The organism is Streptomyces sp. NPDC111516 (assembly GCF_055635345.1).
This window is the reverse complement of record NZ_JBVKBV010000001.1, coordinates 900,572-925,821: the sequence shown is the minus strand read 5'-3', so window position 1 is coordinate 925,821 and position 25,250 is coordinate 900,572. Positions and strand designations below refer to the sequence as shown.

General features: G+C 69.1%; 18 protein-coding genes. 17 read left to right on the top strand and 1 reads right to left on the bottom strand.

Going from position 1 to position 25,250, the window contains the following annotated elements; all coding sequences use genetic code 11:
- Nucleotides 1-5 precede the first annotated feature (5 nt).
- The 10 genes from ACZ7L9_RS04330 to ACZ7L9_RS04285 all read left to right on the top strand — a co-directional run bounded on the left by ACZ7L9_RS04330 (nucleotide 6) and on the right by ACZ7L9_RS04285 (nucleotide 11,923).
- Entirely contained in the window at nucleotides 6-365 is a 360-nt protein-coding gene (locus tag ACZ7L9_RS04330; protein WP_471412366.1) for a DUF4233 domain-containing protein, read from the top strand.
- A gap of 96 nt (nucleotides 366-461) precedes the next feature.
- Complete coding sequence (ndk, locus tag ACZ7L9_RS04325; RefSeq protein ID WP_384457142.1) at nucleotides 462-875, top strand: nucleoside-diphosphate kinase; 414 nt, start codon at nucleotides 462-464, stop codon at nucleotides 873-875.
- 290 nt (nucleotides 876-1,165) lie between these two features.
- Nucleotides 1,166-2,185, top strand: a complete 1,020-nt coding sequence (locus ACZ7L9_RS04320) for a rod shape-determining protein (RefSeq protein ID WP_266746179.1) — start codon at nucleotides 1,166-1,168, stop codon at nucleotides 2,183-2,185.
- Nucleotides 2,186-2,309: 124 nt separating this feature from the next.
- Nucleotides 2,310-3,332: a rod shape-determining protein MreC gene (gene mreC / locus ACZ7L9_RS04315; RefSeq protein WP_471412364.1), complete on the top strand. Its 1,023-nt coding sequence runs from the start codon at nucleotides 2,310-2,312 to the stop codon at nucleotides 3,330-3,332.
- A gap of 11 nt (nucleotides 3,333-3,343) precedes the next feature.
- A complete protein-coding gene (gene mreD, locus ACZ7L9_RS04310) occupies nucleotides 3,344-4,003 on the top strand; it encodes a rod shape-determining protein MreD (protein ID WP_471412362.1) in 660 nt (219 codons plus the stop codon).
- Between the two features lie 61 nt (nucleotides 4,004-4,064).
- Nucleotides 4,065-6,239, top strand: a complete 2,175-nt coding sequence (gene mrdA / locus ACZ7L9_RS04305; protein ID WP_471412360.1) for a penicillin-binding protein 2 — start codon at nucleotides 4,065-4,067, stop codon at nucleotides 6,237-6,239.
- Entirely contained in the window at nucleotides 6,239-7,429 is a 1,191-nt protein-coding gene (gene rodA, locus ACZ7L9_RS04300; protein ID WP_471412359.1) for a rod shape-determining protein RodA, read from the top strand. The genes mrdA and rodA overlap by 1 nt, the downstream gene beginning before the upstream one ends.
- Before the next feature lie 51 nt (nucleotides 7,430-7,480).
- The gene (locus ACZ7L9_RS04295; RefSeq protein WP_471412357.1) at nucleotides 7,481-9,001 is read left to right on the top strand and encodes a CYTH and CHAD domain-containing protein; all 1,521 of its coding nucleotides are present in this window, start codon (nucleotides 7,481-7,483) and stop codon (nucleotides 8,999-9,001) included.
- Nucleotides 9,002-9,051: 50 nt separating this feature from the next.
- Nucleotides 9,052-10,980 carry a TIGR03960 family B12-binding radical SAM protein gene (locus ACZ7L9_RS04290; RefSeq protein ID WP_471412355.1) on the top strand — a complete coding sequence of 643 codons (1,929 nt, stop codon included), beginning with the start codon at nucleotides 9,052-9,054 and terminating at the stop codon, nucleotides 10,978-10,980.
- A 421-nt stretch (nucleotides 10,981-11,401) separates the two neighbouring features.
- The gene (locus ACZ7L9_RS04285) at nucleotides 11,402-11,923 is read left to right on the top strand and encodes a hypothetical protein (RefSeq protein WP_471412353.1); all 522 of its coding nucleotides are present in this window, start codon (nucleotides 11,402-11,404) and stop codon (nucleotides 11,921-11,923) included.
- Between the two features lie 454 nt (nucleotides 11,924-12,377).
- Here ACZ7L9_RS04285 and ACZ7L9_RS04280 read toward each other — a convergent pair whose 3' ends face one another.
- Nucleotides 12,378-12,518, bottom strand: coding sequence for a hypothetical protein (locus ACZ7L9_RS04280; RefSeq protein WP_471412352.1), 141 nt, complete (start codon nucleotides 12,516-12,518; stop codon nucleotides 12,378-12,380).
- Nucleotides 12,519-13,657: 1,139 nt separating this feature from the next.
- Between ACZ7L9_RS04280 and mycP the strand changes: the two genes are divergently transcribed.
- The 7 genes from mycP to ACZ7L9_RS04245 all read left to right on the top strand — a co-directional run bounded on the left by mycP (nucleotide 13,658) and on the right by ACZ7L9_RS04245 (nucleotide 25,152).
- On the top strand, nucleotides 13,658-14,788 hold the full coding sequence (mycP, locus tag ACZ7L9_RS04275) for a type VII secretion-associated serine protease mycosin (protein WP_471412350.1): 1,131 nt from the start codon (nucleotides 13,658-13,660) through the stop codon (nucleotides 14,786-14,788).
- Nucleotides 14,789-15,090: 302 nt separating this feature from the next.
- A complete protein-coding gene (locus ACZ7L9_RS04270; protein WP_471412348.1) occupies nucleotides 15,091-15,555 on the top strand; it encodes a hypothetical protein in 465 nt (154 codons plus the stop codon).
- A 9-nt stretch (nucleotides 15,556-15,564) separates the two neighbouring features.
- Nucleotides 15,565-17,385 carry an alpha/beta hydrolase gene (locus ACZ7L9_RS04265; RefSeq protein WP_471412347.1) on the top strand — a complete coding sequence of 607 codons (1,821 nt, stop codon included), beginning with the start codon at nucleotides 15,565-15,567 and terminating at the stop codon, nucleotides 17,383-17,385.
- A gap of 17 nt (nucleotides 17,386-17,402) precedes the next feature.
- On the top strand, nucleotides 17,403-18,335 hold the full coding sequence (locus tag ACZ7L9_RS04260; RefSeq protein WP_471412781.1) for a hypothetical protein: 933 nt from the start codon (nucleotides 17,403-17,405) through the stop codon (nucleotides 18,333-18,335).
- A 484-nt stretch (nucleotides 18,336-18,819) separates the two neighbouring features.
- Nucleotides 18,820-20,010 (top strand): hypothetical protein, encoded by a 1,191-nt coding sequence (locus ACZ7L9_RS04255; RefSeq protein ID WP_471412345.1) that lies wholly within the window; start codon nucleotides 18,820-18,822, stop codon nucleotides 20,008-20,010.
- Nucleotides 20,011-20,132: 122 nt separating this feature from the next.
- A complete protein-coding gene (locus ACZ7L9_RS04250) occupies nucleotides 20,133-20,915 on the top strand; it encodes a TIGR03936 family radical SAM-associated protein (RefSeq protein ID WP_471412344.1) in 783 nt (260 codons plus the stop codon).
- A 232-nt stretch (nucleotides 20,916-21,147) separates the two neighbouring features.
- The gene (locus ACZ7L9_RS04245) at nucleotides 21,148-25,152 is read left to right on the top strand and encodes an Rne/Rng family ribonuclease (RefSeq protein WP_471412342.1); all 4,005 of its coding nucleotides are present in this window, start codon (nucleotides 21,148-21,150) and stop codon (nucleotides 25,150-25,152) included.
- Nucleotides 25,153-25,250 lie beyond the last annotated feature (98 nt).

Here is a 25,250-nt window from a genome sequence, read left to right as displayed (position 1 = left end):
CCGACGTGCGTACGCTCTGTGCATCGACGCTGATCGGCGAGTTCTTCGTGATCGGCTTCGCCGGACTCGTCGCGATGAAGTCCGACGACCTCTCGAACACCACGGTCTGGACGGTGTGCGGCATCGGCATGCTGCTCTCCGTACTGCTCTGCGGGATGATCACCCGCCCCGGCGGGATACAGCTCGGCTGGGCGCTGCAGATCGCCCTGGTGCTGAGCGGCTTCGTCGTCCCGATGATGTTCATCCTCGGCCTGATCTTCGGCGCCCTGTGGTGGGCCTCGGTGCACTACGGCCGCAAGATCGACGAGGCGAAGGCCCGCTGGGCGGCCGCGGAGGAGGCCGCCGAGGCCCCGGCCGGTGGCTGATCCCGCGCCCCGCGGCCAAACCCGGCCGCAGGCCCGTTCCCGTACCCCTGTAGCCTCGCTTCACCGCACCCGCATGCCTGCAAGGAGCCGCACACCATGACCCAGCGCACCCTCGTCCTGCTCAAGCCCGACGCGGTCCGGCGCGGACTGGTCGGCGAGATCGTCGGGCGGATCGAGCGCAAGGCCGACTGGCGGATCACCGCGCTGGAGCTGCGCACCCTCGACCGCGCCACGCTGGAGCAGCACTACGCCGAGCACGTCGGCCGCCCGTTCTACGAGCCGCTCGTCGAGTTCATGCAGTCCGGCCCGGTCGTGGCGCTGGTCGCCGAGGGCGAGCGGGTCATCGAGGGCATCCGTACGCTGGCCGGCCCCACCGACCCGATCGCCGCCGCGCCCGGCTCCATCCGTGGTGACTTCGGCACGATCACCCGCGAGAACCTCATCCACGCCTCGGACTCCGAGGAGTCCGCAGAGCGGGAACTGAAGCTTTTCTTTCCGGGACTCTTCTGACTTCGGATCAGCCGAACAGCGCTCATGACCTGGGGCGACCGAATTAATTCGGTCGCCCTTCGGCATAGGGTCCCGGATCGCGGGAACGCATCACTCCGACGTAACGTCACCATGAGTGGAACGGCCACCCGTTCCGCCTACAAAGGCGAAGGACCCTCGCGCAGTGTCCGTGCACACGGCACTACGATGGAATCTTCCACGCCCGCAGCGCTCAGCTCGCCGACCAGAACAAGCCATCATCGCTTTCTCGGAAGGCCCGACGCATCCTCATGGGGAACAAGGGGAACTCAATGTCGTTCATCGGCCGTGACATGGCTATCGACCTCGGGACTGCCAACACGCTGGTGTACGTCAGGGGGCGCGGCATCGTTCTGAACGAGCCGTCCGTCGTGGCCATCAACACCAACACCGGCGGCATCCTGGCGGTCGGCTCCGAGGCCAAGAAGATGATCGGGCGTACACCGGGCAACATCGTTGCCGTACGGCCCCTGAAGGACGGCGTGATCGCCGACTTCGAGATCACCGAGCGGATGCTCCGCTACTTCATCCTGAAGATTCACAAGCGCCGCTACCTGGCCCGCCCGCGGGTCGTCGTCTGCGTGCCCTCCGGCATCACCGGCGTCGAGCGACGCGCCGTCATCGAGGCGTCGACGCAGGCCGGCGCGCGCCAGGTGCACATCATCGAGGAGCCCATGGCGGCGGCCATCGGCTCCGGACTGCCGGTTCACGAGGCCACCGGCAACATGGTCGTCGACATCGGCGGCGGCACCACCGAGGTCGCGGTCATCTCGCTCGGCGGAATCGTCACCGCCCAGTCGATCCGGGTCGCCGGTGACGAACTGGACAACGCGATCATCCAGCACATCAAGAAGGAGTACTCGCTCCTTCTCGGTGAGCGCTCCGCCGAACAGATCAAGATCACGATCGGCTCGGCGTACGACCTGGACAAGGACGAGCACACCGAGATCCGCGGCCGCGACCTGGTCTCCGGGCTGCCCAAGACCGTGGTCATCTCGGCCGGCGAGGTCCGCAAGGCCATCGAGGAGCCGGTCAACGCGATCGTCGACGCCGTGAAGACCACGCTCGACAAGTGCCCGCCGGAGCTCTCCGGCGACGTCATGGACCGCGGCATCGTCCTCACCGGCGGCGGTGCGCTGCTGCGCGGGCTGGACGAGCGGCTGCGCCGTGAGACCGGCATGCCGATCCACATCGCCGAGGACCCGCTGGACTCGGTGGCGCTCGGATCCGGCAAGTGCGTCGAGGAGTTCGAGGCACTCCAGCAGGTGCTGGACGCCCAGCCCCGCCGGTAGACGGCGGGCCCGGCCCGCGGACGGACAACACAGTGGTCTGCTGCGCGGACCGCTGCCGCTCCGTACGGTCGATCGTTGATATACAGGCACGAACATTCCGACGAGGAAGGCACGGCCGCCGCACGTGAGGGACACACGAGAGAGCCGGCTGCTCCTGGTGCTGCTGATCGCCATCGCATTCGCATTGATCACGGTGGACATCCGGGGCGGCGAGGAGTCACCGGTGGACGGCGCCCGGCGGGCCGCCGCCACGGTCTTCGGGCCGGTCGAGAACGGCGTGGCGGCAGCCGTCGACCCGGTGGGCAACGCCATAGGAGCGGTACGCGACTCCGGCACCCGGCACAACCGGATCGCTGAACTGGAGCAGCAGAACACCGCGCTGAAGACGAAGCTCGGCAGCGACGACCAGAACCGCAACCGGGTGCGCGAGCTGGACCGGATGCTGAAGAAGTCGGCCGCCGGACAGTACGGCATCAAGGCCGCCGAGGTCGTCGCCATAGGAGCGGCCCAGGGCTTCTCCTGGACGGTCACCATCGACGCCGGCTCCGACGACGGCATCAAGCGCGACATGACCGTCATCAACGGCGACGGACTGGTCGGCCGGGTCACCACCGTCGGCCCGGACACCGCCACGGTGCTCCTGGCCAACGACCCCGACTTCACCGTCGGCACCCGTATGGAGAAGACCGACGAACTGGGCTTCGCCACCGGCCAGGGCTCCCAGCCGCTGTCCGTCCAGTTCCTCAACGGCAAGGCCACGGTGAAGAAGGGCGACCGCCTGGTCACCTTCGGTTCCAGCAAGGACAAGCCGTTCGTGCCCGGCGTCCCGGTGGGCGAGGTCGTCCGCGTCGACCCGTCCGGCGGTGGCCTGACCCGTACCGTCTACGTCCGTCCGTACGTCGGGTTCACCAAGCTCGACATCGTCGGCGTCGTCGTGCAGGCGCCGCGCGAGGACCCCCGCGACATGGTCCTGCCCAAGGCGCCCGCCAAACCCGCCAAGCCCAAGCCCACCCCGACCGTCACCGTGACGATCTCTCCCAACGGCGACATCGTCGACACCGGAGGCAACGTCGTCGGGAACATCCACGAGAGCCCGGACCCCAGCAGCAGTCCGAACGCCGACACCGCGGTAAACGAGCAGAGGTAGAGCTGATCCCCATGCGCTTGAACCGGACTCTGCTCTCCGTCTTCCTGGTCGTCGTCGCCCTCGTCGTCCAGGTCTCCGTCCTCGCCCGGCTCCAGCTCCCCGGCGCCGTGCCCGACCTGCTCCTCCTCGTCGTCCTCTCTCTCGCCTTCGTGTACGGGCATGTCAGCGGCGCCCTCATCGGCTTCGGCGCGGGACTCCTCGCGGACCTGGCGCCGCCCGCCGACCACGCCGCCGGGCGCTACGCGCTGGTCCTGTGCGTCATCGGCTATTTCGCCGGACTGGCCAAGCCGGAGACCGGGCCGCTCAAGTCGGCGGCCGTCCCGATGGTCGGGGTCGTCGCCGCGGCGATCGGCTCGACCCTGCTGTACGCGCTCGTCGGCGCGCTCGTCGGAGACACGGCGGCCCGTCACGTGGGCCTGGGCAGCCTGCTGTTCACCGCCGCCGTCTACGACCTGCTCCTCGCACCGTTCGTCGTGCCGCTGATCATGGCGATCGCCAGACGCACGGTGAACGATCCGGTCGCCGACGCGTCCAGCGGCGACGTCGCCGCTGGCTGGCTGGCCTCCGGCACCGGACTGCGGATCGGCGGCCAGCGCGGCGGACTGCGCGCCAAGGCCTCCCGAAACCGCGCGGCACGCGCCGGACGGATCAAGGGAGTCAAGCGACTGTGAGGCCGCACCACAGCGGGGACAACCCCCGCACCTCCGGCCCGACCACCACCGGGGGCGCCCCGTGAGCAACATCCCCGAGACCGGCCGGACCCAGCGGGTCCAGATCCGACTCGTCGTCATCCAGGTCCTCGTCCTCTCCCTGCTGCTCACCCTCGGCGGGCGCCTCTGGTACCTCCAGATCCGCAACGGCAAGGAGTACAGCGACGAGGCGAGGAACAACCACGTCCAGCAGGTCGTCCAGCCCGCCGTCCGCGGCTCCATCCTTGACGCGCGCGGCGTGCCGCTCGCCGACAACGAGACCCGACTGGTCGTCTCCGCCAGCCGCACCGAGCTGTTGAAGGCGAAGGACGACGGCAAGAGCGTCCTGACCCGGCTCGCCGGTGTCCTCGGCATGAAGCCCCAGGAAGTTTTCGACAAGGTCCGGCTCTGCGACGCGAAGACCCCGCAGCCCTGCTGGAACGGTTCGCCGTACCAGCCGATCCCGGTCACCGACGAGGCCACCACCCAGCAGGCCCTCACGATCCGTGAACGCGCCGAGGACTTCCCCGGCATCACCGCCGAACCCACCGCCGTACGCCGCTACGCCGCACCCGGCAAGGCCAACACCGCCCAAGTCCTCGGCTATCTCTCGCCCGTCACTGACAAAGAGATCATCAAGGCCCAGGACACCGACTCGCCGTACCTCCGTTCCGACCAGGTCGGCCGCTCCGGCCTGGAGCGCACCTACGACAAGGAACTGCGCGGCAAGGCCGGTGTCACCCGCTACGAGGTCGACAACCTCGGCCGGGTCATCGGCCAGGCGAAGAACGACGAGGCGGAGCCCGGCTCCAGCGTCATCACCTCCATCGACGCCCGAGTCCAGGCCGTCGCCGAGTACGAGCTCAACGAGGCCATGAAGACGGCCCGTCAGTCGTTCGACAAGAACACCGGCGAGAACTACAAGGCCGACTCCGGCGCCGTCGTCGTCATGGAGGCCAAGACCGGCCGGGTCGTCGCGATGGCGTCCAACCCCGACTACGACCCCAACGCCTGGGTCGGCGGCATCTCGGGCAAGGACTACGCCCGGATGACCAGCAAGAAGTCCAACTATCCGCTGCTCAACCGGGCCATCCAGGGCCAGGCCGCACCGGGGTCGATCTTCAAGGTCGTCTCGACCGCGGCCTCCGTCAAGGCGGGCTACCCGTTCGACGGTCACTACAACTGCGGCAGTTCGTACACCGCCGACGGCCAGACCTACATGAACTTCGAATCGCAGAGCCACGGCCCGATCACCCTGGGCCAGGCGCTCGAGGTCTCCTGCGACACCGTCTTCTACGCCCTCGGCCACCAGCAGTGGCAGAAGGACGGCGGGCTGAAGCCCAAGAAGAACGCCAAGGACTGGTTCTTCAAGACCGCCCACCAGTTCGGTCTCGGCAAGGAGACCGGCATCGACCTCCCCAACGAGGTCACCGGCCGCGTCCCCGACCGCCAGTGGAAGAAGGACTTCTGGAAGGCCAACAAGGACGCCTGGTGCGAACAGGGCAAGCAATGGCCCAAGAAGAAGGACTTCGGCACCGTGCTCGCCCATGAGAACTGCCTCGAGGGCATGAAGCTGCACGCCTATGACGCGATCAACTACTCCATCGGCCAGGGCGACACCCTCGTCACCCCGATCCAGATGGCGACCATCTACGCCGCGATCAGCAACGGCGGCACGCTCTACGACCCGACCGTCGGCAAGGCGATCATCAGCCCCGACGGCAAGAACGTCCGCATGGTCGAGCCCCATTCGCACGGCAAGCTGCCGGCCAGCGCCAAGACCCTGAAGCAGATGGAGGAGGCGCTGGCGGGCGTCGCGACCCGCGGCACCGCCGCCTGGCGATTCGGCGGCTGGCCGCAGGGCAAGATCCCGATGCACGCCAAGACGGGTACGGCCGAGGTCTACGGCAAGCAGACGACCTCCTGGTTCGCCACGTACACCAAGGACTACTCGGTCGTCATGACGATCTCTCAGGGCGGCACGGGTTCCGGTGCGTCCGGGCCCGCCGTGCGCAACATCTACGACGCCCTCTACGGCCTCGACGACTCCGGCAAGCAGGACCTGAAGAAGGCGCTGCTGCCCACCCCGCAGAAGTCCCTGCCGAAGATCCAGCAGGACGGCACGATCGACGCCCCGGAGATCAAGCCGTACAACCCCGCCTCGCAGAAGACCCCCGAGGAGCAGACCCTCGCCGCGGTCCTGGGGAGGCGCGACTGATGGCCGGCTTCTCCGTCTCCCGGTACGCCCCCGAGCGCTCGGCCTGGGGCAAACTCATCGCCCGCGGCTCCGTCGTGCGCAAACTCGACTGGCCGCTGCTGGGGTCCGCGATCGCGCTCTCCTTCATCGGCTCGCTGCTGGTCTACTCGGCGACCCGGGGCCGCGACTCGCTCACCCACGGCGACCCGTACTACTTCCTCTTCCGGCACGTCCTGAACACCGGCATCGGCTTCGCTCTGATGATCGGCACGATCTGGCTCGGCCACCGCACCCTGCGCGGCGCCGTCCCGATCCTCTACGGCCTCTCGGTGATCCTCGTACTGGCGGTCCTCACCCCGCTCGGCGCCACCATCAACGGAGCCCACGCCTGGATCGTCATCGGTGGCGGCTTCTCGCTCCAGCCGTCCGAGTTCACCAAGATCACCATCATCCTGATCATGGCGATGCTGCTCGCCGAGCGCGTCGACGCGGGCGACCAGCTCCACCCCGACCACCGGACCGTCGCCAAGGCGCTGGGCCTGGCGGCCGTGCCGATGGCGGTCGTCATGGGGATGCCGGACCTCGGCTCCGTGATGGTCATGGCCGTCATCGTGCTCGGCGTGCTCCTCGCCTCCGGCGCGTCGAACCGCTGGATCTTCGGCCTGCTCGGCGCGGGCGTGGCCGGCGCGATCGCGGTCTGGCAGCTCGGCCTGCTCGACGAGTACCAGATCGCCCGCTTCGCCGCCTTCGCCAACCCCGCGCTCGACCCGGCGGGCGTCGGCTACAACACCAACCAGGCCCGCATCGCGATCGGCTCCGGCGGCCTCACCGGAACAGGCCTCTTCCACGGCACCCAGACCACCGGCCAGTTCGTCCCCGAGCAGCAGACCGACTTCGTCTTCACCGTCGCCGGCGAGGAGCTCGGCTTCCTCGGCGCCGGGCTGATCCTCGTCCTGCTCGGCATCGTCCTGTGGCGCGCCTGCCGGATCGCCCGCGAGACGACCGAGCTGTACGGCACGATCGTCGCCGCCGGAATCATCGCGTGGTTCGCCTTCCAGGCCTTCGAGAACATCGGGATGACGCTCGGCATCATGCCGGTCGCCGGGCTGCCACTGCCGTTCGTGTCGTACGGAGGATCCTCGATGTTCGCCGTCTGGGTGGCCGTCGGACTGCTCCAGTCGATCAGGGTGCAACGGCCGATAAGCGCGTGAGCCGATGCGTGAGCACTGCCCATTCGCGTACAACACGTCTAGATTCGGTTCATGGCGGACTCGAAGCGTGAGATCGAGCGGAAGTACGAAGCCACCGCGGAAACCCGGCTCCCCGACCTGAGCCGGGTGGCCGGGGTCTCGGCCGTCGACCACCGCGGCGTCACCGAACTCGACGCCGTCTACTACGACACCGAGGGCCTCCGGCTCGCGGCGGACTCCCTCACCCTGCGCCGCCGCACCGGCGGGAGCGACGCCGGGTGGCACCTCAAATTCCCGGTCGCCTCCGGCATCCGGGACGAGCTGCGCGAACCGCTCTCCGACACCCTGCCGCCCTCCCTCGCCGGGCTGCTCCGCTCCCGGGTCCGGGACAGGGAGCTCGTCCCCGTCGTCCGGCTGCGCTCCGCCCGCGACGTCCACCACCTCCTCGACGCCGAGGACGCGCTGCTCGCCGAGGTCAGCACCGACACCGTGCGGGCCGAACGGCTGACCGGCGGCAGCGGTACGGCCGCCTGGACGGAGATCGAGGTCGAACTCGCCGACGACGGCGATCCCGCCTTCCTCGACGCCGTCGAGCGGAGGCTGCGCAAGGCCGGAGTCCGCCCGTCCGCCGCCCCGTCCAAACTGGCCAGGGCGCTCGCCGAGACCGCGCCGAAGCCGAAGAAGGCCCCCGGCCGGAAGGGGGCGCCCCCCACCGCGGGCGACCACGTCCTCACGTACATCCGCCACCAGACCGAGGCGATCGTCGCCCTCGACCCCGCCGTACGCCGTGACCTCCCCGACTCCGTGCACCAGATGCGGGTCGCCACCCGCAGACTCCGCAGCGCGCTGCGGACCTTCCGGAAGATCCTCGATCGTGGCGTCACCGACCCGGTCGGCGACGAGCTGAAGTGGCTGGCCGCCGAGCTCGGTATCGACCGTGACCAGGAAGTCCTCGACGCCCGGCTGCGCGCCCGCTTCGACGACGTGCCCCGCACCCTGATGCTCGGCCCCGTCCGCAGCAGGCTCCAGATCTGGTCGGTGGCCGGCCGGGGCGGCTCCCGGAGCCGGACCGTCGGCGTACTCGACGGAACGCGGTACCTGGCACTCCTGGACAGCCTCGACGCCCTGCTGGACGCCCCGCCGCTGCTGCCCGCCGCGTCCAGCGCCCCCGACCGCGCACTGCCCCGCGCCGTACTGAAGGAGTACGAGCGCCTCGCGGCCCGCGTCGGCCGCGCCCTGGAACTCCCGCCCGGCGAGGACCGGAATCTCGCCATGCACGACGCCCGCAAGGCGGCCAAGCGCGCCCGCTACGCGGCGGAGGCGGCCCGGTCCGCGCTCGGGAAGCCGGCCAAGCGGTTCGCCGAACGGATGAAGGCCCTCCAGACCCTCCTCGGCGACCACCAGGACAGCGTGGTGGCCCGCGACGCCCTGCGCACCCTGGCCGTCCAGGCACACGCGGCGGGGGAGTCGGCGTTCACCTGGGGACTGCTGTACGGGCGGGAGGAGGCGAGTGCCGCCGCCGGGGAACGGGAGCTGCCAAAGGTGTGGAAGCGGGCGTCGCGGCCGCGGTTGCGGGCGGCGCTGGAAGGCTGAGCACCGGGGTACGCTTGATGGTCACCCTTGCCGGCTCTCGAAAGTTCGCGATGTCTGTCGATTCGGTCTTCCCACAGCTCGAAGCTCTGCTCCCGCATGTGCAGAAGCCCATCCAGTACGTCGGCGGTGAGCTGAACTCCACCGTCAAGCCGTGGGACGAATGCGACGTCCGCTGGGCGCTGATGTACCCGGACGCGTACGAGGTCGGACTGCCCAACCAGGGCGTCATGATCCTGTACGAGGTGCTCAACGAGCGCCAGGGCGTCCTCGCCGAGCGCACCTACAGCGTGTGGCCGGACCTCGAAGAGCTGATGCGCGAGCACCAGGTCCCGCAGTTCACCGTGGACAGCCACCGCCCGGTCAAGGCGTTCGACGTCTTCGGGCTGAGCTTCTCCACCGAGCTCGGCTACACCAACATGCTCACCGCCCTGGACCTCGCGGGCATCCCGCTGAACGCCGCGGACCGCACCGTCGACGACCCGATCGTGCTGGCCGGCGGCCATGCGGCGTTCAACCCCGAGCCCATCGCGGAGTTCATCGACTGCGCGGTCATCGGCGACGGCGAGCAGGCCGTCCTGGAGATCACCGAGATCATCCGCGCCTGGAAGGCCGAGGGCCGCCCCGGCGGCCGCGAAGAGGTGCTGTTCCGGCTCGCGAAGACCGGCGGCGTCTACGTCCCGGGCTTCTACGACGTCGAGTACCTCCCGGACGGGCGCATCGGCCGTGTCGTACCCAACAAGTCGGGCGTGCCGTGGCGGGTGTCCAAGCACACCGTGATGGACCTCGACGAGTGGCCGTACCCGAAGCAGCCCCTCGTGCCCCTCGCCGAGACCGTCCACGAGCGGATGTCCGTCGAGATCTTCCGCGGCTGCACCCGCGGCTGCCGTTTCTGCCAGGCCGGCATGATCACGCGCCCCGTGCGGGAGCGAAGCATCACCGGCATCGGCGAGATGGTCGAGAAGGGTCTCAAGGCGACCGGCTTCGAAGAGGTCGGCCTGCTCTCGCTCTCCTCCGCGGACCACTCCGAGATCGGCGACATCGCCAAGGGCCTCGCCGACCGGTACACCGAGGACAAGATCGGCCTCTCGCTGCCCTCCACCCGCGTCGACGCGTTCAATGTGGACCTGGCCAACGAGCTGACCCGCAACGGCCGCCGCTCCGGGCTCACCTTCGCCCCCGAGGGCGGCTCCGAGCGGATGCGCAAGGTCATCAACAAGATGGTCTCGGAAGAGGACCTCATCCGTACCGTCGCCACCGCGTACGGCAACGGCTGGCGCCAGGTGAAGCTGTACTTCATGTGCGGTCTGCCCACCGAGACCGACGAGGACGTCCTCCAGATCGGCGACATGGCGGTCAATGTGATCGCCAAGGGCCGCGAGGTCTCCGGCCAGAACGACATCCGCTGCACCGTCTCCATCGGCGGCTTCGTGCCCAAGCCGCACACGCCGTTCCAGTGGGCCCCGCAGCTCGGCGCCGAGGAGACCGACGCCCGGCTGGCCAAGCTCCGCGACAAGATCCGCGGCGACAAGAAGTACGGCCGCTCCATCGGCTTCCGCTACCACGACGGCAAGCCCGGCATCGTCGAGGGTCTGCTCTCACGCGGCGACCGCCGCGTCGGGTCCGTCATCCGCGCGGTCTACGAGTCCGGCGGCCGTTTCGACGGCTGGCGCGAGCACTTCAGCTACGACCGCTGGATGACCGCCGCCGAGAAGACGCTGCCCGAGTACGGCGTGGACGTCGACTGGTACACCACCCGGGAGCGGACGTACGAGGAGGTCCTGCCCTGGGACCACCTGGACTCCGGTCTCGACAAGGACTGGCTCTGGGAGGACTGGCAGGACTCGCTCGACGAGACCGAGGTCGAGGACTGCCGCTGGACGCCGTGCTTCGACTGCGGCGTCTGCCCGCAGATGGACACCAGCATCCAGATCGGCCCGACCGGCAAGAAGCTCCTGCCGCTCAGCGTCAAGAAGCCGTAGTGGTGGCGCTGCCGTCCGGGGGATGGCTGAGCGACGTGCGGCCATGACCGAGGCGGAGCGCGTGCAGGTCCCCCGGGCGCTCGGGACGAGGGAGCGTGGACACGGGCAGCGCCCAGCGAGACGAGGGTCGCTCCCGGCTCCTCGGGAAGCCAAGAAAGTCGTCTCTGCAGTGGAGTGGGTTTAGGCGGCGGGCGAGAGGCGCTCGGAGTGCAGGCTCCGGGCGCCTCTCGGTTGTTGTGCGCGGATGGCGCGGGTGCGCGAAGGCGAAGGCAGGGGAGTGCGCGCGCCGGAACCGCTCGCTTCACACCAATCCCAGTGCTTGGGCGTGGCCTAGGTATGCCTACTCAGGCATCGTCGGCGGTTCGCTACTAATGTCACGGTAGTTGGCTGTAGCGCCGCAGATGTGTTTGAGGGAGGGCATGTGGCCACGGGGGACAGCGGCTCGTGGGTGTCGGGCGTCTTCGAATCGGCCAAGGATGCCGCCGCGGACGTGATGACGGAGCTTTCGTCGTTCACGAAGTTCCAGAAGCGCATCGCTGAGCTCATCCGAGACCTCAAAGAGTCACCGGCCAGCGCCCACCAAGTCGGCACGGATCAGCCCACGCGTACGCACTTCGGGGGTGGCGCGGGTGCCTGGAGTGCAGCCGATGCGATGGGTAACGCGCACGAGAAGGTGATCGGCGAGTTGGAGAAGCTGTCCAAGCTGCTCTCTGACTCCATCGAGGGCATGGGCCTCGCGGTGCTCGCCTCGCACAAGGGTTACGAGAACGTGGACGCGGACGTGCGCGACCGGCTGCACGTCATTTCCGCGGAGACGACGAAGAACTTCGGCGGGAAGTACGTCCCCGATCTGCCCAAGCACCAGTCCGCCGACGAGCAACGCGGGCAGAACGCGCAGCCGACGCCGGAGGACTCGGGCGGCGAGACAGCGGGAGCGATCTGATGGGCAACGACCCGTTCGCCGACATGTCCCACGAGGAGATGCTGGCCTGGCTCGACAGGGCCAACCCCGCCATCGTTCAGGCGGGCGCGGACAAGCTCCTGGCCGCGGCCAAGGAGATCGAGAAGATCGCGGAAGAGCTGAAGACCCGCCCGCAGTATGTGGAGTGGAAGGGGCAGGGTGCCGACTCCTTCCGCGCCTGGGGCGGGGACTTGGCCAACGCCACGCTGCGCATCGCCGACTACAGCGCTGACTCGGGGAACTCCCTCTCCCACGCCGCCGACGCGATTGCCCGTACGAAGTCGTCCATCCCGCGTGATGACAGTGGCGCGCAGGCCAATATCGATGCGGCGAAGTCTGCCCCGAACGACCCTGATGCGGCGGACGTCCTTGCCAAGGCGACCGCGCAGAAGGAAGCCGTGCGCCAGCAGGCGGCCGACGAGATGACCAAGCTGGGTCAGGCATACCAGCAGTCGGCGGAGCGGCTGACGGCGTTGAAGCCGCCGAAGGTTCCGCCGCCGCCGGACGCGATCGTGCCCGAGGTAGCGAAGCCGCACGGCAGTGCCACCGAAAAGGCCTTCCCCGCAAGGAGAGTCACAGCTCCCGCGAGTTCAGGAGCAGGCCACCCAGTGGGCCCGGCCGAAACCCCTGCACAGTCTTCAGGCAGCTTGTCCTCGTCCCACGCCGCCACTGGAGCTTCCGCGCCCCCAGTGGTCCCGGACGCGAACCTGCCCGCGCGCATGGACGTCGATTCCGTAGCGACTTTGCCCGAATCCGCCCAGCCCGCACGAGGTGCCACGAGCAGCACGCCTCCAGTTTCCGTCCCAGCCCCGGGCGGTATGTCGGCTCCAGTGGTGCCATTTCCGCCAACGACTACGGGACTCGGCGGTCGCAGTGGATTCGGAAGCGGCGCCACGAGGACGCCCGCGACCGGTGCGACAGCTCCGGGTAGGAATCCGGTCACCGGACGGCAATTCGGCTCGACGGCTGAGCCTACGTCCGGCCGAGGAGCGCCCGGCGGCAACGGGTACGTGCAAGGGCGCCCGTCCCCGGTCTCGGGGCGCGGTCCCGCGGGGGCCATGCCCGGGCGCGCGCCGGGCAGCTCCAGCGGGATCTATGGAGGTCGCCCCGCTCTCCCCTCGGGGGGACGCACGCCTCCGACAACGTCCTACCGGGGGACTGTCGTCGGGGCCGAAGGGGGCACCGCGCGTACCCCACTGGGCAGGACCACGGGTGCAGGTCAACCCGCCATGCGCCAGAGGCCGCTGGGGCCTCAGCAGGGAGCCTCCGCTGGTCGGCGCTCCCCTGCGCAGAACGGCGGTGTTGTCGGGTCGAACCCTTCGCAGCCCCGGCGGTCCGGTGTCGTGGGCCGTGCCGTGCCTGGCAGCGCGACGCCCTCGCGCGATGGAATCGCGGGCGGAACGCCGTCCGAGGCGAGTCGCCCGGCCAATTCCCGCACCGCCAACCCCGCAGCCTCACCTGCGTCGCAAGCATCACTCAGGCGGCAGGACAAGCGCAGGAACGACCGCCCGGGCCGTGCCTCCGAGGACGAGGAGACCTGGCTGCCGGACCGGCGTCGTATCGTTCCACCGACCATCGACTGACCCTTCGGAGAAAACGGACCGATCTCTTATGCTCACCACCCGCGCGCGCTCACGTCGCAGATCAGCAGCGGTAGCCACTGCTCTGGGACTACTGCTGGTAGGAGCCGCTGGCACCCCGGCGCACGCGGAGTCGGTGCGCGAGCAGGAATGGTTTCTGGATGCCATGAAGGCCGATCAGATGTGGCAGACCAGCACCGGCAAGGGCGTCACCGTGGCCGTGATCGATACAGGGGTCAAGGCACTCCACCCCGACTTGCACGGCCGCGTACTGCACGGAAGGAACCTCGCTCCGGATGAACAAGGCGATGAGCAGAGCGACTACGACGGTCACGGCACGATCATGGCCAGCCTGATCTCCGGAACAGGCGCTCGCGCTGGCGGCAACGGAGCCTACGGCCTCGCCCCCGGCGCGGAGATTCTCCCTGTCCGGCTGCCCCGCTCCGGCGTGACCAGCCAGGCCGAGGGAGACAAGCGGTTCAACAAGGCCGCCGCCGAGGCGATCCGGTACGCGGCTGATCAGGGCGCCAAGGTCATCAACATCTCCCAGGGCTCGCCCGTGGGCACCCCGCAGTTGGCCGAGGCTGTGAAATACGCCCTGGGCAAGGGGGCGTTGATCTTCGCCGCCGTCGGCAACAGCGGGGCAGACGGCAACGAAGTGCAGTACCCGGCAGCAACTCCCGGAGTGGTCGGCGTGGCAGCGGTAGGCAAGGACCTTCGCAAGACAGACGAGTCGACGTACGGTCCACAGGTCGACGTGGCTGCTCCAGGGGAGGAGATGGTTGCGGCCTGCGTCGCCAAGTCGGGCCTGTGTGACTCGCACGGCACCAGCGATGCCACCGCCCTTGCATCAGCCAGTGCCGCACTGATCTGGTCCGCCCATCCGGAATGGACCAACAACCAGGTGCTGCGCGTCATGCTCAACACCATTGGCGCCCCGGTCGACGGCTCCAAGCGAACCGACGCCATCGGCTACGGGATCGTGCGACCCCGCGTCGCTTTGACCAACCCGGGTGATCCCGGTCCCGCGGACGAGTACCCGCTCCCCGACCTTGCCTATACAGGCGAGCGCACTCCATCTACCGCACCTGCCGCTCCCAAGGGCGCAAGCGGGGAATCAGGTCAGAGTGCGTCGGCGAGTTCGGCGAAGGAAGACAGCGGCACACCGTTGTGGATCGGCCTGGGCATCGGAGTAGTCGTGCTCGTAGGCGCTGGGGCGGCACTCGTTCTCACTCGCCGACGGCGACGGGCAGCGGCGGCCTCATAGGTCACTCCAGACACTTCAAGCCAAGTTGCCTATGCGAATCCGCAGATTCCGCAGCCGCCTAACTACGGTCCGAACAGCGCGGGCTCTTCGGAACAGCACGGATTCGGGCGACCGGAATGAGACGCGCACAATCCAGCCGCGCGTCGGGCTCGGCCTGACCGGGGCTAGGTAAAGATACTCAGGCGCGGATTTGAGTAGTCACACGGTCGAGACACAGAACAATCATCTCGTAACGTGTGCACCAGCAACGTCAGCGAGGAGCTTCCCGGCGGGAGACCGGGGCCACGGGGAGGAGACCGCGCATGGCGTGGGATGAGTGGGAACAGCTCAAAGCCGAGGCTGCAGCGCGCGGTGGCCCGGCCCACATGCAGCTCAACAGCGCCTCGCCGGATGGAGGCTACGGGCCCGTCCACAATGACGTCACCGGCGGACTGAAGTCGACCAAGGCCGCTTGGGCGAAGGCCGGCGAGGGCGTTGGCGACCAGCGCGAAGGGCTCGGCAAGGCGCTGTCCCGGTTGAACGACGGACAGAAAGGCCTTGGCGAGACCGAAGGCTTTCTGACCGCGACGGCGCAAAGCAAGGTGCACACGTCGTGGGCACGTTATGCGCATGACCTCAGCGAGAAATGCGGGGCGCTGAGAAGGGTTCTGAATCAGACGGGCCACGATCTTCTGCTGACCGACGACGAGGTCAGGGCCGCGTTCGAGAAGGTCCAGAGCAAGTACAAGGACACGCCCGCCGTCGGCGGCGACTCGGGGAGCCGGTGATCGGCAGCCATGGACCTCGCGACACTGCGCAAGCTCAAGCCGTCCGAATTCGCAGATGCTGCGGACGGCTACAGAGCGATGAGCGACCGAGCTGGCGCTTCCATGGACGACCTGACCAATCGCGTCGTCCCCGGCATGCATCAGACGCTCAAGGGTGCGGCCGCGACCACCGCGGTCGAACACATCCAGAAGCTGGTGGAGAACTTCCACTACACACAGACTGAATGCGGGCTGATCAGCGCCGCTCTCAATGGGTTCGCGTATGACATCGAGGCGGCCAAGAGGAAGCTGGACGCGGCGGTCTCTGATGCGGAGGCCAGCCAGCTCACGGTGAACTCCGACGGCTCCGTCAGCTACCCGGCCGGCACTAAGGGAGACGCCCCTTCGCCCGCCCCTGGCGGCAAGGCGACCGGCGAGACCGACCCCACTGCCCAGGGACTCAATCGGCAGGCGGCCAACTTCGATCCCAATCCGCACTACCGCCTGGCACAGGAGTGCGCGGACCGCATTGCCGAGGCGTTGAAGGAAGCAACGGAAGCCGACACGAAGTGGGCTCCCAAGGTGCAGGCCCTTGTGGCAGACGACGACATGACGGTCTCCGACCGGGACTGGGTGGATGCCCAATCGGACACGCGAGGCGTCGTCAAGGCCGCAGACAACTACCTTCACTCCATCACGGAACCGCCGAAACATGGCACCCCGAAGCAGAATGCGGAGTGGTGGAATTCGCTCAGTGAAGAGGAACGCTCGGCGTACCTCGCTGTCCACCCTGACACAATCGGTGCCCTGAACGGGCTGCCATCGGAGGTGCGCGACGAGGCCAATCACACGATTCTCGCCGAAACGCACGGCCGGTATCAGATGGAACTGGACTCGATTCCTCCAGAGCCGACAAAAAAGTACACGTACATCACCTCCGGGGGCTCCCCGTCCAAGGTCTACACCGATGAGTGGATGGCCTGGCACAACAAGTACGGTGATCGCAAGGACCAGTTGACCAAGACCGTCAGCGCTATGGAAAAGATCCAGGATCGATACGACAACTACAGCGGTGACTCAACGGCTCGTCCTTACCTACTGGGGTTCGACGACAAGAAGCTCGGCCATGTAATTATGTCGATCGGGAATCCCGATACGGCCGACAACGTGACAACGTATGTGCCAGGCACCGGCGCGAAGTTGACAGACATCGACGGAACCATTCAACGTGGCGAGCTGCTGCAGGCCAAGGCCGCGACGACTGACCCCCTTCACACGACGGCGTCGATCGTGTGGCTCGGCTACGACGCGCCGCAGAACATCTTGAGTGACGCGATGGACCCCAAATTCGCCGACGCCGCAAAAGATCCACTGAGCGACTTCCTTACCGGAGTGGACACAGTCCACGGTGGCAACGTGAACTCAACCGTCCTCGGCCACAGTTACGGGTCGCTCGTTACTGGCGAAGCTCTGCGTGACCATCCCGATCTCCCGGTCGACAACGCGATCATGGTGGGTAGCCCAGGTGTGGGTGTGAACCACGCGCAAGACCTGCACATCCCTGCCGACCATGTGTGGGTGGCCGCAGCGAAGAACGACCTCATCAATCTTGCCCCTCCGCCGGCAGGCACGCTGGCACCGCTCAATCCCAAGGCGTACATGAGGCTCTTCGACGACCACTCCGTCCTCTATGGCTACGATCCCACCTCTGACGACTTCGGAGGGCAGACGTTTAGCGTTGCGGACGGGAAGCTTCCGGGAACGGATGGGTTCATGCCTGCCCACTCGCAGTACTGGGAGCGTGAATCGCTCCAAAATATGGCAACGATCGTGACCGGAGGAAAGCCGTGAAGCTCCGTCCAGCCGCAATGACTGCCGTGATCTTGTTCATGGCAGTTGGAACAGCAGCTTGCGGAAATGGAGGCGACAGCGGCCAGGGCGACACCACGACACAGAATCGGGCCAGCAAGATGGACGAGCAGCAAGCGACCGATCGGGCAGAGGAAATCATCCACCAAGCCGTGGATGGGATGCAGCCCAAGCCGACGTTGAAGCGGGTTGGCCCTGCACCTGTGGGCCCTTGCCTGGCTGATGAGAATTCCGGTTCAAGCAATCGCAAGCAGGTTGCCCTCGTGTACCAGTTGACTGGCGTGCCAGGTAGCGAGGCCAAGAAGCTGGTGCGTCACGCCCGGGACGCTTGGGTCAAGGAGGGGTACAAGTTCAGCTCTCCTGACGCGGACTGGAGCCAGCCATTCCCCAAGATCTACATGCGCACACCGACAGACGACTTCTGGATTGACGCCATCATCGGCCCCACCAACAAAGAAAAGGGCGAGGGTATCGCGGCAATCACCGTCACCTCTCCGTGCTTCTCCGTCGATGCAGGTACGGATTCGGTAACGAACCCAACCTCTTACAGCACGGCGTCGGAGACTTCGGCTGCGGAACGTCGAGTACGTGGGTACTCCAGCCGGATCTACGAAGCTCTTCGCGTTCGTCACCGTCCGCAGGCCGATGACGGAGTCAGCCGTGTCATGGACGGCGCGGACTCGCTGATTCACCACGCTTGGTCGACAGTTCCCCTAAGTAAGGGGGCTCGGGCGAACGCAATTCAGCGCGTGCGCAACAGCCTTCATGGAGCGGGATGGGCTGTTCGAGTCCTACCTCTGGAAAGTTGCGAAGAAGCGATCATGGCACGCCACCCCGCTGACGGCAGTCTCGCCCGCGTTGCACCAGCGGACGACGGCTCTGTACGAGTCGCCGTTACGACTGTGGACGATGGCGACAACAGGTCTGTCTGAGTGGTGGTTGCGAGGAAGCACAAACTACTCAAGGGGACGGCCCTCGTACACGATGACGCCCGCGCCGTTCTGGTCACACACCCTCTGAAGGGGGCCGGAGAGGAGTTCCAGTTGGATGCCGTTCGCTTGGAGCGTGGCGGACAGGGCCATCAACTCGGCGGCCTAGTTTGCCAGGCGCTTCATCTCAACCACAGTCACGATGACCGGCTGGCCGGGCGCTGCCGCCTTGATCTCCCGCGGGCCCCTTCGGAGCGGCCAGCTTTACCGTCGCCGCACGGCGGGAGTCGCGGTGTCCGCTCGTCGCAGGAGCGCGCAGATCCTCGTGGCAGATGGACACCAGTATCCGGATCGGCCCGACCGGCAAGAAGCTGCTGCCGCTGTCGGTCGTGCAGTAGCCGCCTCGGGCACGTCCGTCCGGGTGACGGCTCGGTGACGAAGGCCCGGTCCGGGAAACTCCGGACCGGGCCTTCGCGTCATGTACGGCATGGACTACGGCAAGCACGAGGCTCCCGCGCACTACGAAGCCGGTGAGGGCTGTGTGACCACGCTCATCAGGATTCCGGTACGGATCGTGGTGCTGGTGATCGTCCTGCCGGTACGCATGGTCTGGGACGTCCTGGTGGTCGCCGCCCGTGCCGCCGACCGCATCCTGCTGCGCCCTCTGGGCCGGGCCCTGTCCTGGCTGTTCGCGACGTTGGTGGTGGCCCCCGCGGTCTGGCTGTACGCGTGGGTGCTCACCCCGCTGGGCCATGCGCTGCGGTGGCTGGCCGCGGCGGTCTTCGTGTGGCCGTGGGTCGCGCTCTGGCGGTACGTGCTGGTGCCGGCGGTGCGGTACGGGCTCGTGGTTCCGGTGTTGTGGGTGTACGAGGCGGTGCTCACCCCGATCGGGCACGGGCTGGGCTGGGTGTATCGCGCGTTGTTGGCCCCTGCCTGGCGGGGGATCGGCACCGCGATCGACTGGGTGCTCACCGCCTTGTTCGTCCGGCCGGTGGCCGCCCTGTGGCGGTACGTCCTGGTGCCGCTCGCGCTCGCCGCCGTCTGGCTGGTGGAGCACCTGCTCGTGCGGTCGCTGGCCTGGACGTACCGCGAACTGCTCATCCCGCTCGGCCACGGCATCACCTGGCTGCTCGAACTGCTGGCACGCGGGATCGCGGCCGCCGGGAGCGGGCTGTGGGCAGCGGTCGAGTGGCTGGTCCTGACGCTGCTCGTCGCGCCGCTCGGCCTGCTGTACCGGCGGGTCCTCGCCCCGCTCGGCCGGGAGATCGCCGCCGCGTTCGGTGTCGCCTGGCGCATCGCGGGCTACATCTCGCGGGCCGTCGGCCGGGCCATCGCCTGGCTGGCGTGGCATCTGGTCGGGGCGCCGGTGACCTGGGTCTACCGCGCGGTCTGCACGCCGGTGGGGCATTTCGTACGTGACGCAGTCTGGAGTCCCGCCAAGCGGGCCGCCGTCGAGACCGGACGCGCGGCCCGGTCGGCGCTGCGCACGGCACGCGAGACCGTGGCGCGGGCGCGTCGTGACGCCTGGCGGGCACTGGTCGGCGGCCCCGGGGCTCCGACTCCGAGGGAACTGGGGAGCCCCCTTGCGCGTAGTCTTGGTAGTACAACGACTGTGCCCAGCGCGGCGCCCGAACCAGAGATCTCCCTGCTCGGAGAGAAAAACGCCGAGCGGGGGTGAGCCGGACCGGACACCCCGGGCCACCCGCATTTCGAGGGCGGCGTGCCACCGCGTCCGTCCCGCACCGAGGAGAAGAACCACTGGGCAAGCGACAGCCCGAAGGCCCGCCGCCCGCACCGGCGGTGCAGCGCATCCGACTGCGCTACACCAAGCGCGGCCGCCTCCGGTTCACCAGTCACCGTGACTTCCAGCGTGCCTTCGAGCGGGCACTGCGCCGCTCCGAGGTGCCCATGGCCTACTCGGCGGGCTTCACCCCGCACCCGAAGGTCTCGTACGCCAATGCCGCACCCACCGGCACGGGCAGTGAGGCCGAGTTCCTGGAGATCGCCCTCACCGAGGCCCGGGATCCCGCCGTCCTGCGTGAGCTGCTCAACGCCTCGCTGCCGGACGGTCTCGACATCACCGACGCCGTGGAGGCCCGCACCTCGGGTCTCGCCGACCGGCTGACCGCCTCCATCTGGGAACTGCGTCTCGACGGAGTCCCCGTCGAGGAGGCCGCGAAGGCCGTGGCCGCCTTCAACGAGGCGGAGACCGTCGAGGTCCAGCGCCGGGCGAAGAACGGCATGCGGACGTTCGACGCCCGCGCCGCCGTGGTCGGCCTGGAGGCCCTTGACCCACAGCCTGATAGGTCCGAGGACAGGCCCTGTGCGATACTGCGGCTGGTAGTGCGGCACGTGACACCTGCCGTGCGACCTGACGACGTCCTGTCCGGTCTCCACGTTGTGGCCGACCTGGCGCCGCCGGTCCCCGCAGCGGTGACCAGGCTGGCGCAGGGGCTCTTCGACGAGGAGTCCGGCACGGTGACCGACCCGCTCGCGCCCGACCGCGAGGCAGCCCCGGCCGCTACACCCACGGCCACCGGGACCGCCGTCGCGACGGCGCCGGAAGGTGCAGGTTCCGCGTAAGGCGGTCGTTGCAGCGCAGCTCTCCGACTCGGGAGCCACCTGGGCCGGGCCGCGCGATGACCCATAAGACTTTCGCCAGGCCGTACGCACCTCGCGTACGGAACCGGCGAGCCAGACATTGAGCTCCCGTGCGGCGCCCGCGCCCCGGACGCCGGTCCCGCGTACATCACGCGGACCGTACCGGCCCGGAATCAGACGCGGCGCCCGGGAGCCTGACGGGAGAACCGCCCGCATGCCCCAGTCCAACGAACCCGGCACGACCGGGAACGCCGAAGAGAACAACGCACCCGGCGACAAGCTGCCGCCGCGCCGCAGGCGCCGCGCCGCGTCCCGCCCGGCCGGACCGCCGGTGCCGGAGGCATCGGGCACCGCCGCTCCGGCCATACCGGCCGTTGACGCCGCAGTGTCCGACAGCACCGGCACCGAAGCCGAGAGTGCCCCGGCGGCGGAAGCCGCAGAAGCCGCGCCGCCGGCCCGTACGCGCCGTCGCGCGGTCCGCAAGGCGACCGCTCCGGCGGGTGCGCCGCAGGCCGCCGAGGCCGTCGAGATCGTGGAACCCGCGGCGAGCGCCGAGACCACCGAGCCCGTGGTCGAAGCCGAGGCCGAGGCCGAGGTCGTGGAGGCGCCGCCGGCGCGTACGCGTCGTCGTGCGGTCCGTAAGGCGACCGCTCCGGCGGGTGCGCCGCAGGCCGCCGGGGCCGTCACCGAGCCCGTCGTCGAAGCCGAGGTCGAGGCCGAGGTCGTGGAGGCGCCGCCGGCGCGTACGCGTCGTCGTGCCGTTCGCAAGGCGACCGCTCCGGCGGGTGCGCCGCAGGCCGCCGAGGCCGTCGAGATCGTCGAGGAAGCAACGGCCGTGACGAGTGCCGAGCCCGAGCCGGCCGACGCAGCCGCCGAGCCCGTGGCCGCCGCGCCGCGCGGTCGTACCCGGCGCAGGGCATCGGCTCCGGCCGGTGCACCGCAGCCCGCCGAGGCAGTCGTCGAGCCCGCCGCGCCCGCGGAAGCGGAGGAAGAGGTCGTCGAGGCCCCGCGTACGCGTCGTCGTGCGGTCCGTAAGGCGACCGCTTCGGCAGGTGCGCCGCAGGCCGCCGAGATCGCCGGCGAGAGCCTGCTCGAGGCCGCCGCCCCCGAGGAGCCGGCCGCCGAGCCCGCCGAGGAGGCCGCACCGCGGGGCCGCACCCGGCGCCGCGCCACCGCAGCCGCGGGCCGGCCCGAGTTCACCGCCAAGGAGGAGGAGCCCGTACGCAAGAGCCGTCGCGCGACGCGCCCCGCCGTGGCCGTGTTCCAGGCGCCGGTCTTCGCCGAGCCGATGTTCCAGACCCCGGAGACCGCGGCCGCCGCCGCTGCCGCTTCGCGTCACGTGGAGGTCGAGGAAGAGCCCGAGGCGGTCGAGGAGCCGACCGCCACCATCGAGGCACCGGCCGCCGAGGCCGCGCCACAGGCCGGTGCGCGCCGTCGGCGCCGCCGTCGCGGTGAGGCCGCCGAGCCCGAGCAGGCCGCCGCCGCTCCCGCCGCCGAGGTGGAGGAGCATGTCGAGGAGGAGCACGAGCCGGAGGGCGAGAGCGAAGCCGGACACGAGGGCGAGGAGACGGACGAGTACGGGGACCGGCCCTCGCGCCGTCGCCGTCGCGGAGGCCGTCGCCGCCGTCGTGGCGAGACCACCGAAGGTGACGAGACCGCGGAGCAGTTCGGCGACGAGGCCGCCGCCGAGCACGCCGAGGGGGACCAGGAGCGCGCTCAGGAGTCCGAAGAGGAGGAGGACGAGGAGCACGAGGCGTCCGCCGTCGGATCCAGCAGCAGCCGTCGCCGTCGTCGTCGCCGTCGTCGCAGCGGGGACGTCGCGTCCGAAGCCGACAGCGGTACGGACGACCCGGAGCGTACGGTCGTCAAGGTCCGCGAGCCCCGTAAGAAGGAAGAGCGGGAGCCCGGCACCGGCTTCGACGAGGTCCAGTCCATCAAGGGCTCGACCCGCATGGAGGCGAAGAAGCAGCGTCGCCGCGAGGGCCGTGAGCAGGGCCGCCGCCGCGTTCCGATCATCACCGAGGCCGAGTTCCTGGCGCGCCGCGAGGCCGTCGAGCGGGTCATGGTCGTCCGCCAGAACGGCGAGCGCACCCAGATCGGTGTCCTCGAGGACAACGTGCTCGTCGAGCACTACGTCAACAAGGAGCAGGCCACCAGCTACGTCGGCAACGTCTACCTGGGCAAGGTGCAGAACGTACTGCCGTCCATGGAGGCCGCCTTCGTCGACATCGGCAAGGGCCGCAACGCCGTCCTGTACGCGGGTGAGGTGAACTTCGAGGCGCTCGGCATGGCCCACGGGCCGCGGCGTATCGAGACCGCGCTCAAGTCCGGCCAGTCCGTCCTCGTCCAGGTGACCAAGGACCCGATCGGCCACAAGGGCGCCCGCCTGACCAGCCAGGTCTCGCTGCCCGGCCGCTACCTGGTCTATGTGCCCGAGGGCTCGATGACCGGCATCAGCCGCAAGCTGCCCGACACCGAGCGGGCCCGGCTGAAGACCATCCTCAAGAAGATCGTCCCCGAGGACGCGGGCGTCATCGTCCGTACCGCGGCGGAGGGTGCCAGCGAGGACGAGCTGAGCCGCGATGTCGAGCGGCTGCAGCAGCAGTGGGAAGACATCCAGAAGAAGGCGAAGAGCACCGGCAGCTCCAACGCGCCGACGCTGCTCTACGGCGAGCCGGACATGACCGTCCGGGTCGTCCGCGACATCTTCAACGAGGACTTCTCCAAGGTCATCGTCAGCGGCGACGACGCGTGGGGGACCATCCACGGCTACGTCTCGCAGGTGGCGCCCGACCTGACGGACCGCCTGTCGCGCTGGACCTCCGAGGTCGACATCTTCGCGACGTACCGGATCGACGAGCAGCTCATGAAGGCGCTGGACCGGAAGGTCTATCTGCCGAGCGGCGGCTCGCTGGTGATCGACAAGACCGAGGCGATGGTCGTCGTCGACGTCAACACCGGCAAGTTCACCGGCCAGGGCGGCAACCTCGAAGAGACCGTCACCAAGAACAACCTGGAGGCGGCCGAGGAGATCGTGCGTCAGCTGCGGCTGCGCGACCTCGGTGGCATCGTCGTCGTCGACTTCATCGACATGGTGCTGGAGTCCAACCGGGACCTGGTGCTGCGGCGTCTGCTGGAGTGCCTGGGTCGCGACCGTACGAAGCACCAGGTCGCCGAGGTCACCTCGCTGGGCCTGGTCCAGATGACCCGTAAGCGGGTTGGCCAGGGCCTGCTGGAGTCCTTCTCCGAGACCTGCGTCCACTGCAACGGGCGCGGCGTGATCGTGCACATGGAGCAGCCGACGTCGGTCGGTGGCGGCGGCAAGCGTGCCAAGAAGCGCGGCCGGGTCGGCGCGGGCCAGGAACCCGAGCACGAGCACGTCGCCGAGGTCGAGACCGAGGCCGAGGTGGCTGCCGAGGTGGCCGCCCCGGTGGCGCTGCCCGAGCCGGAGTTCGTCCCGGACGAGGAGCTCTACAGCAGCGCGGCCGAGGCCGAGGCAGCAGCCCTGCGCGGCCGCGGCCGGCGCCGCGCGACCCGTAAGGCAACGGCTCCGGCCGGCGCCCCGAAGGCCGAAGCGGCCCCTGCCCCGGAGCCGGTCGTCGAGCCGGAGCCGGTCGTGGCCGCGGAGCCCGAGCCGGTGGTGGAGCCGGAACCGGTCGCCGAGGCCCCCAAGGGCCGTACGCGCCGCCGGGCGACCCGGAAGGCGACCGCCCCGGCCGGTTCCCCGGCCCCGGCCGGGGAGGAAGCCCCGGCCGCCGAGCCCCCGGCCACCGAGGCCCCGGTCGTGATCGAAGCCCCGGTAGTCATTGAGGCCCCGGTCGTCATCGAGGCTCCCCAGCCCGAGGCAGCACCCGAAGAGGTGGTCCCCGAGGCCGCCCCGCCGCGTGCCCGCCGCCGGGTGACCCGCAAGGTCACCGCCCCCGCGGGCTCGCCCGCAGGCGCGGACGCGGCAGAGGTGGTCGTGGTGACCGGTTCCCCGGAGCCGAAGCCCGACACCGAGCCGGCCGAGACCGCCGAGTCGGTCGAGGCTCCGGAAACCGCGGAAGTGGTGGCCCCGGCCAAGAAGACGGCTCGCAAGACCGCCAAGAAGGCCACCGCCAAGAAGGCAGCCACCAAGAAGACGGCTGCCAAGAAGACCGTCGCGAAGAAGACGACGGCCAAGAAGGCGGCGGCGAAGAAGACGGTCGCCGCGGAGCAGTCGCCGCAGCCCTCCGTCTAGGACGGCACGGAGAGCCGGCCGACGGTCGGACAGCATCGAAAGAGGTGCGGCCCCCTCAAGGGGACCGCGCCTCTTTCGCATGCGGGACGCGGGCGCGG

What these genes read in the sequence shown, in the direction of transcription:
- ndk (WP_384457142.1), top strand. Translation starts at nt 462, where the DNA reads ATGACCCAGCGCACCCTCGTCCTGCTCAAGCCCGACGCGGTCCGGCGC.
- ACZ7L9_RS04320 (WP_266746179.1), top strand. Translation starts at nt 1,166, where the DNA reads ATGTCGTTCATCGGCCGTGACATGGCTATCGACCTCGGGACTGCCAAC.
- mreD (WP_471412362.1), top strand. Translation starts at nt 3,344, where the DNA reads ATGCGCTTGAACCGGACTCTGCTCTCCGTCTTCCTGGTCGTCGTCGCC.
- rodA (WP_471412359.1), top strand. Translation starts at nt 6,239, where the DNA reads ATGGCCGGCTTCTCCGTCTCCCGGTACGCCCCCGAGCGCTCGGCCTGG.
- ACZ7L9_RS04295 (WP_471412357.1), top strand. Translation starts at nt 7,481, where the DNA reads ATGGCGGACTCGAAGCGTGAGATCGAGCGGAAGTACGAAGCCACCGCG.
- ACZ7L9_RS04290 (WP_471412355.1), top strand. Translation starts at nt 9,052, where the DNA reads ATGTCTGTCGATTCGGTCTTCCCACAGCTCGAAGCTCTGCTCCCGCAT.
- ACZ7L9_RS04270 (WP_471412348.1), top strand. Translation starts at nt 15,091, where the DNA reads ATGGCGTGGGATGAGTGGGAACAGCTCAAAGCCGAGGCTGCAGCGCGC.
- ACZ7L9_RS04265 (WP_471412347.1), top strand. Translation starts at nt 15,565, where the DNA reads ATGGACCTCGCGACACTGCGCAAGCTCAAGCCGTCCGAATTCGCAGAT.
- ACZ7L9_RS04260 (WP_471412781.1), top strand. Translation starts at nt 17,403, where the DNA reads ATGACTGCCGTGATCTTGTTCATGGCAGTTGGAACAGCAGCTTGCGGA.
- ACZ7L9_RS04255 (WP_471412345.1), top strand. Translation starts at nt 18,820, where the DNA reads ATGGACTACGGCAAGCACGAGGCTCCCGCGCACTACGAAGCCGGTGAG.
- ACZ7L9_RS04245 (WP_471412342.1), top strand. Translation starts at nt 21,148, where the DNA reads ATGCCCCAGTCCAACGAACCCGGCACGACCGGGAACGCCGAAGAGAAC.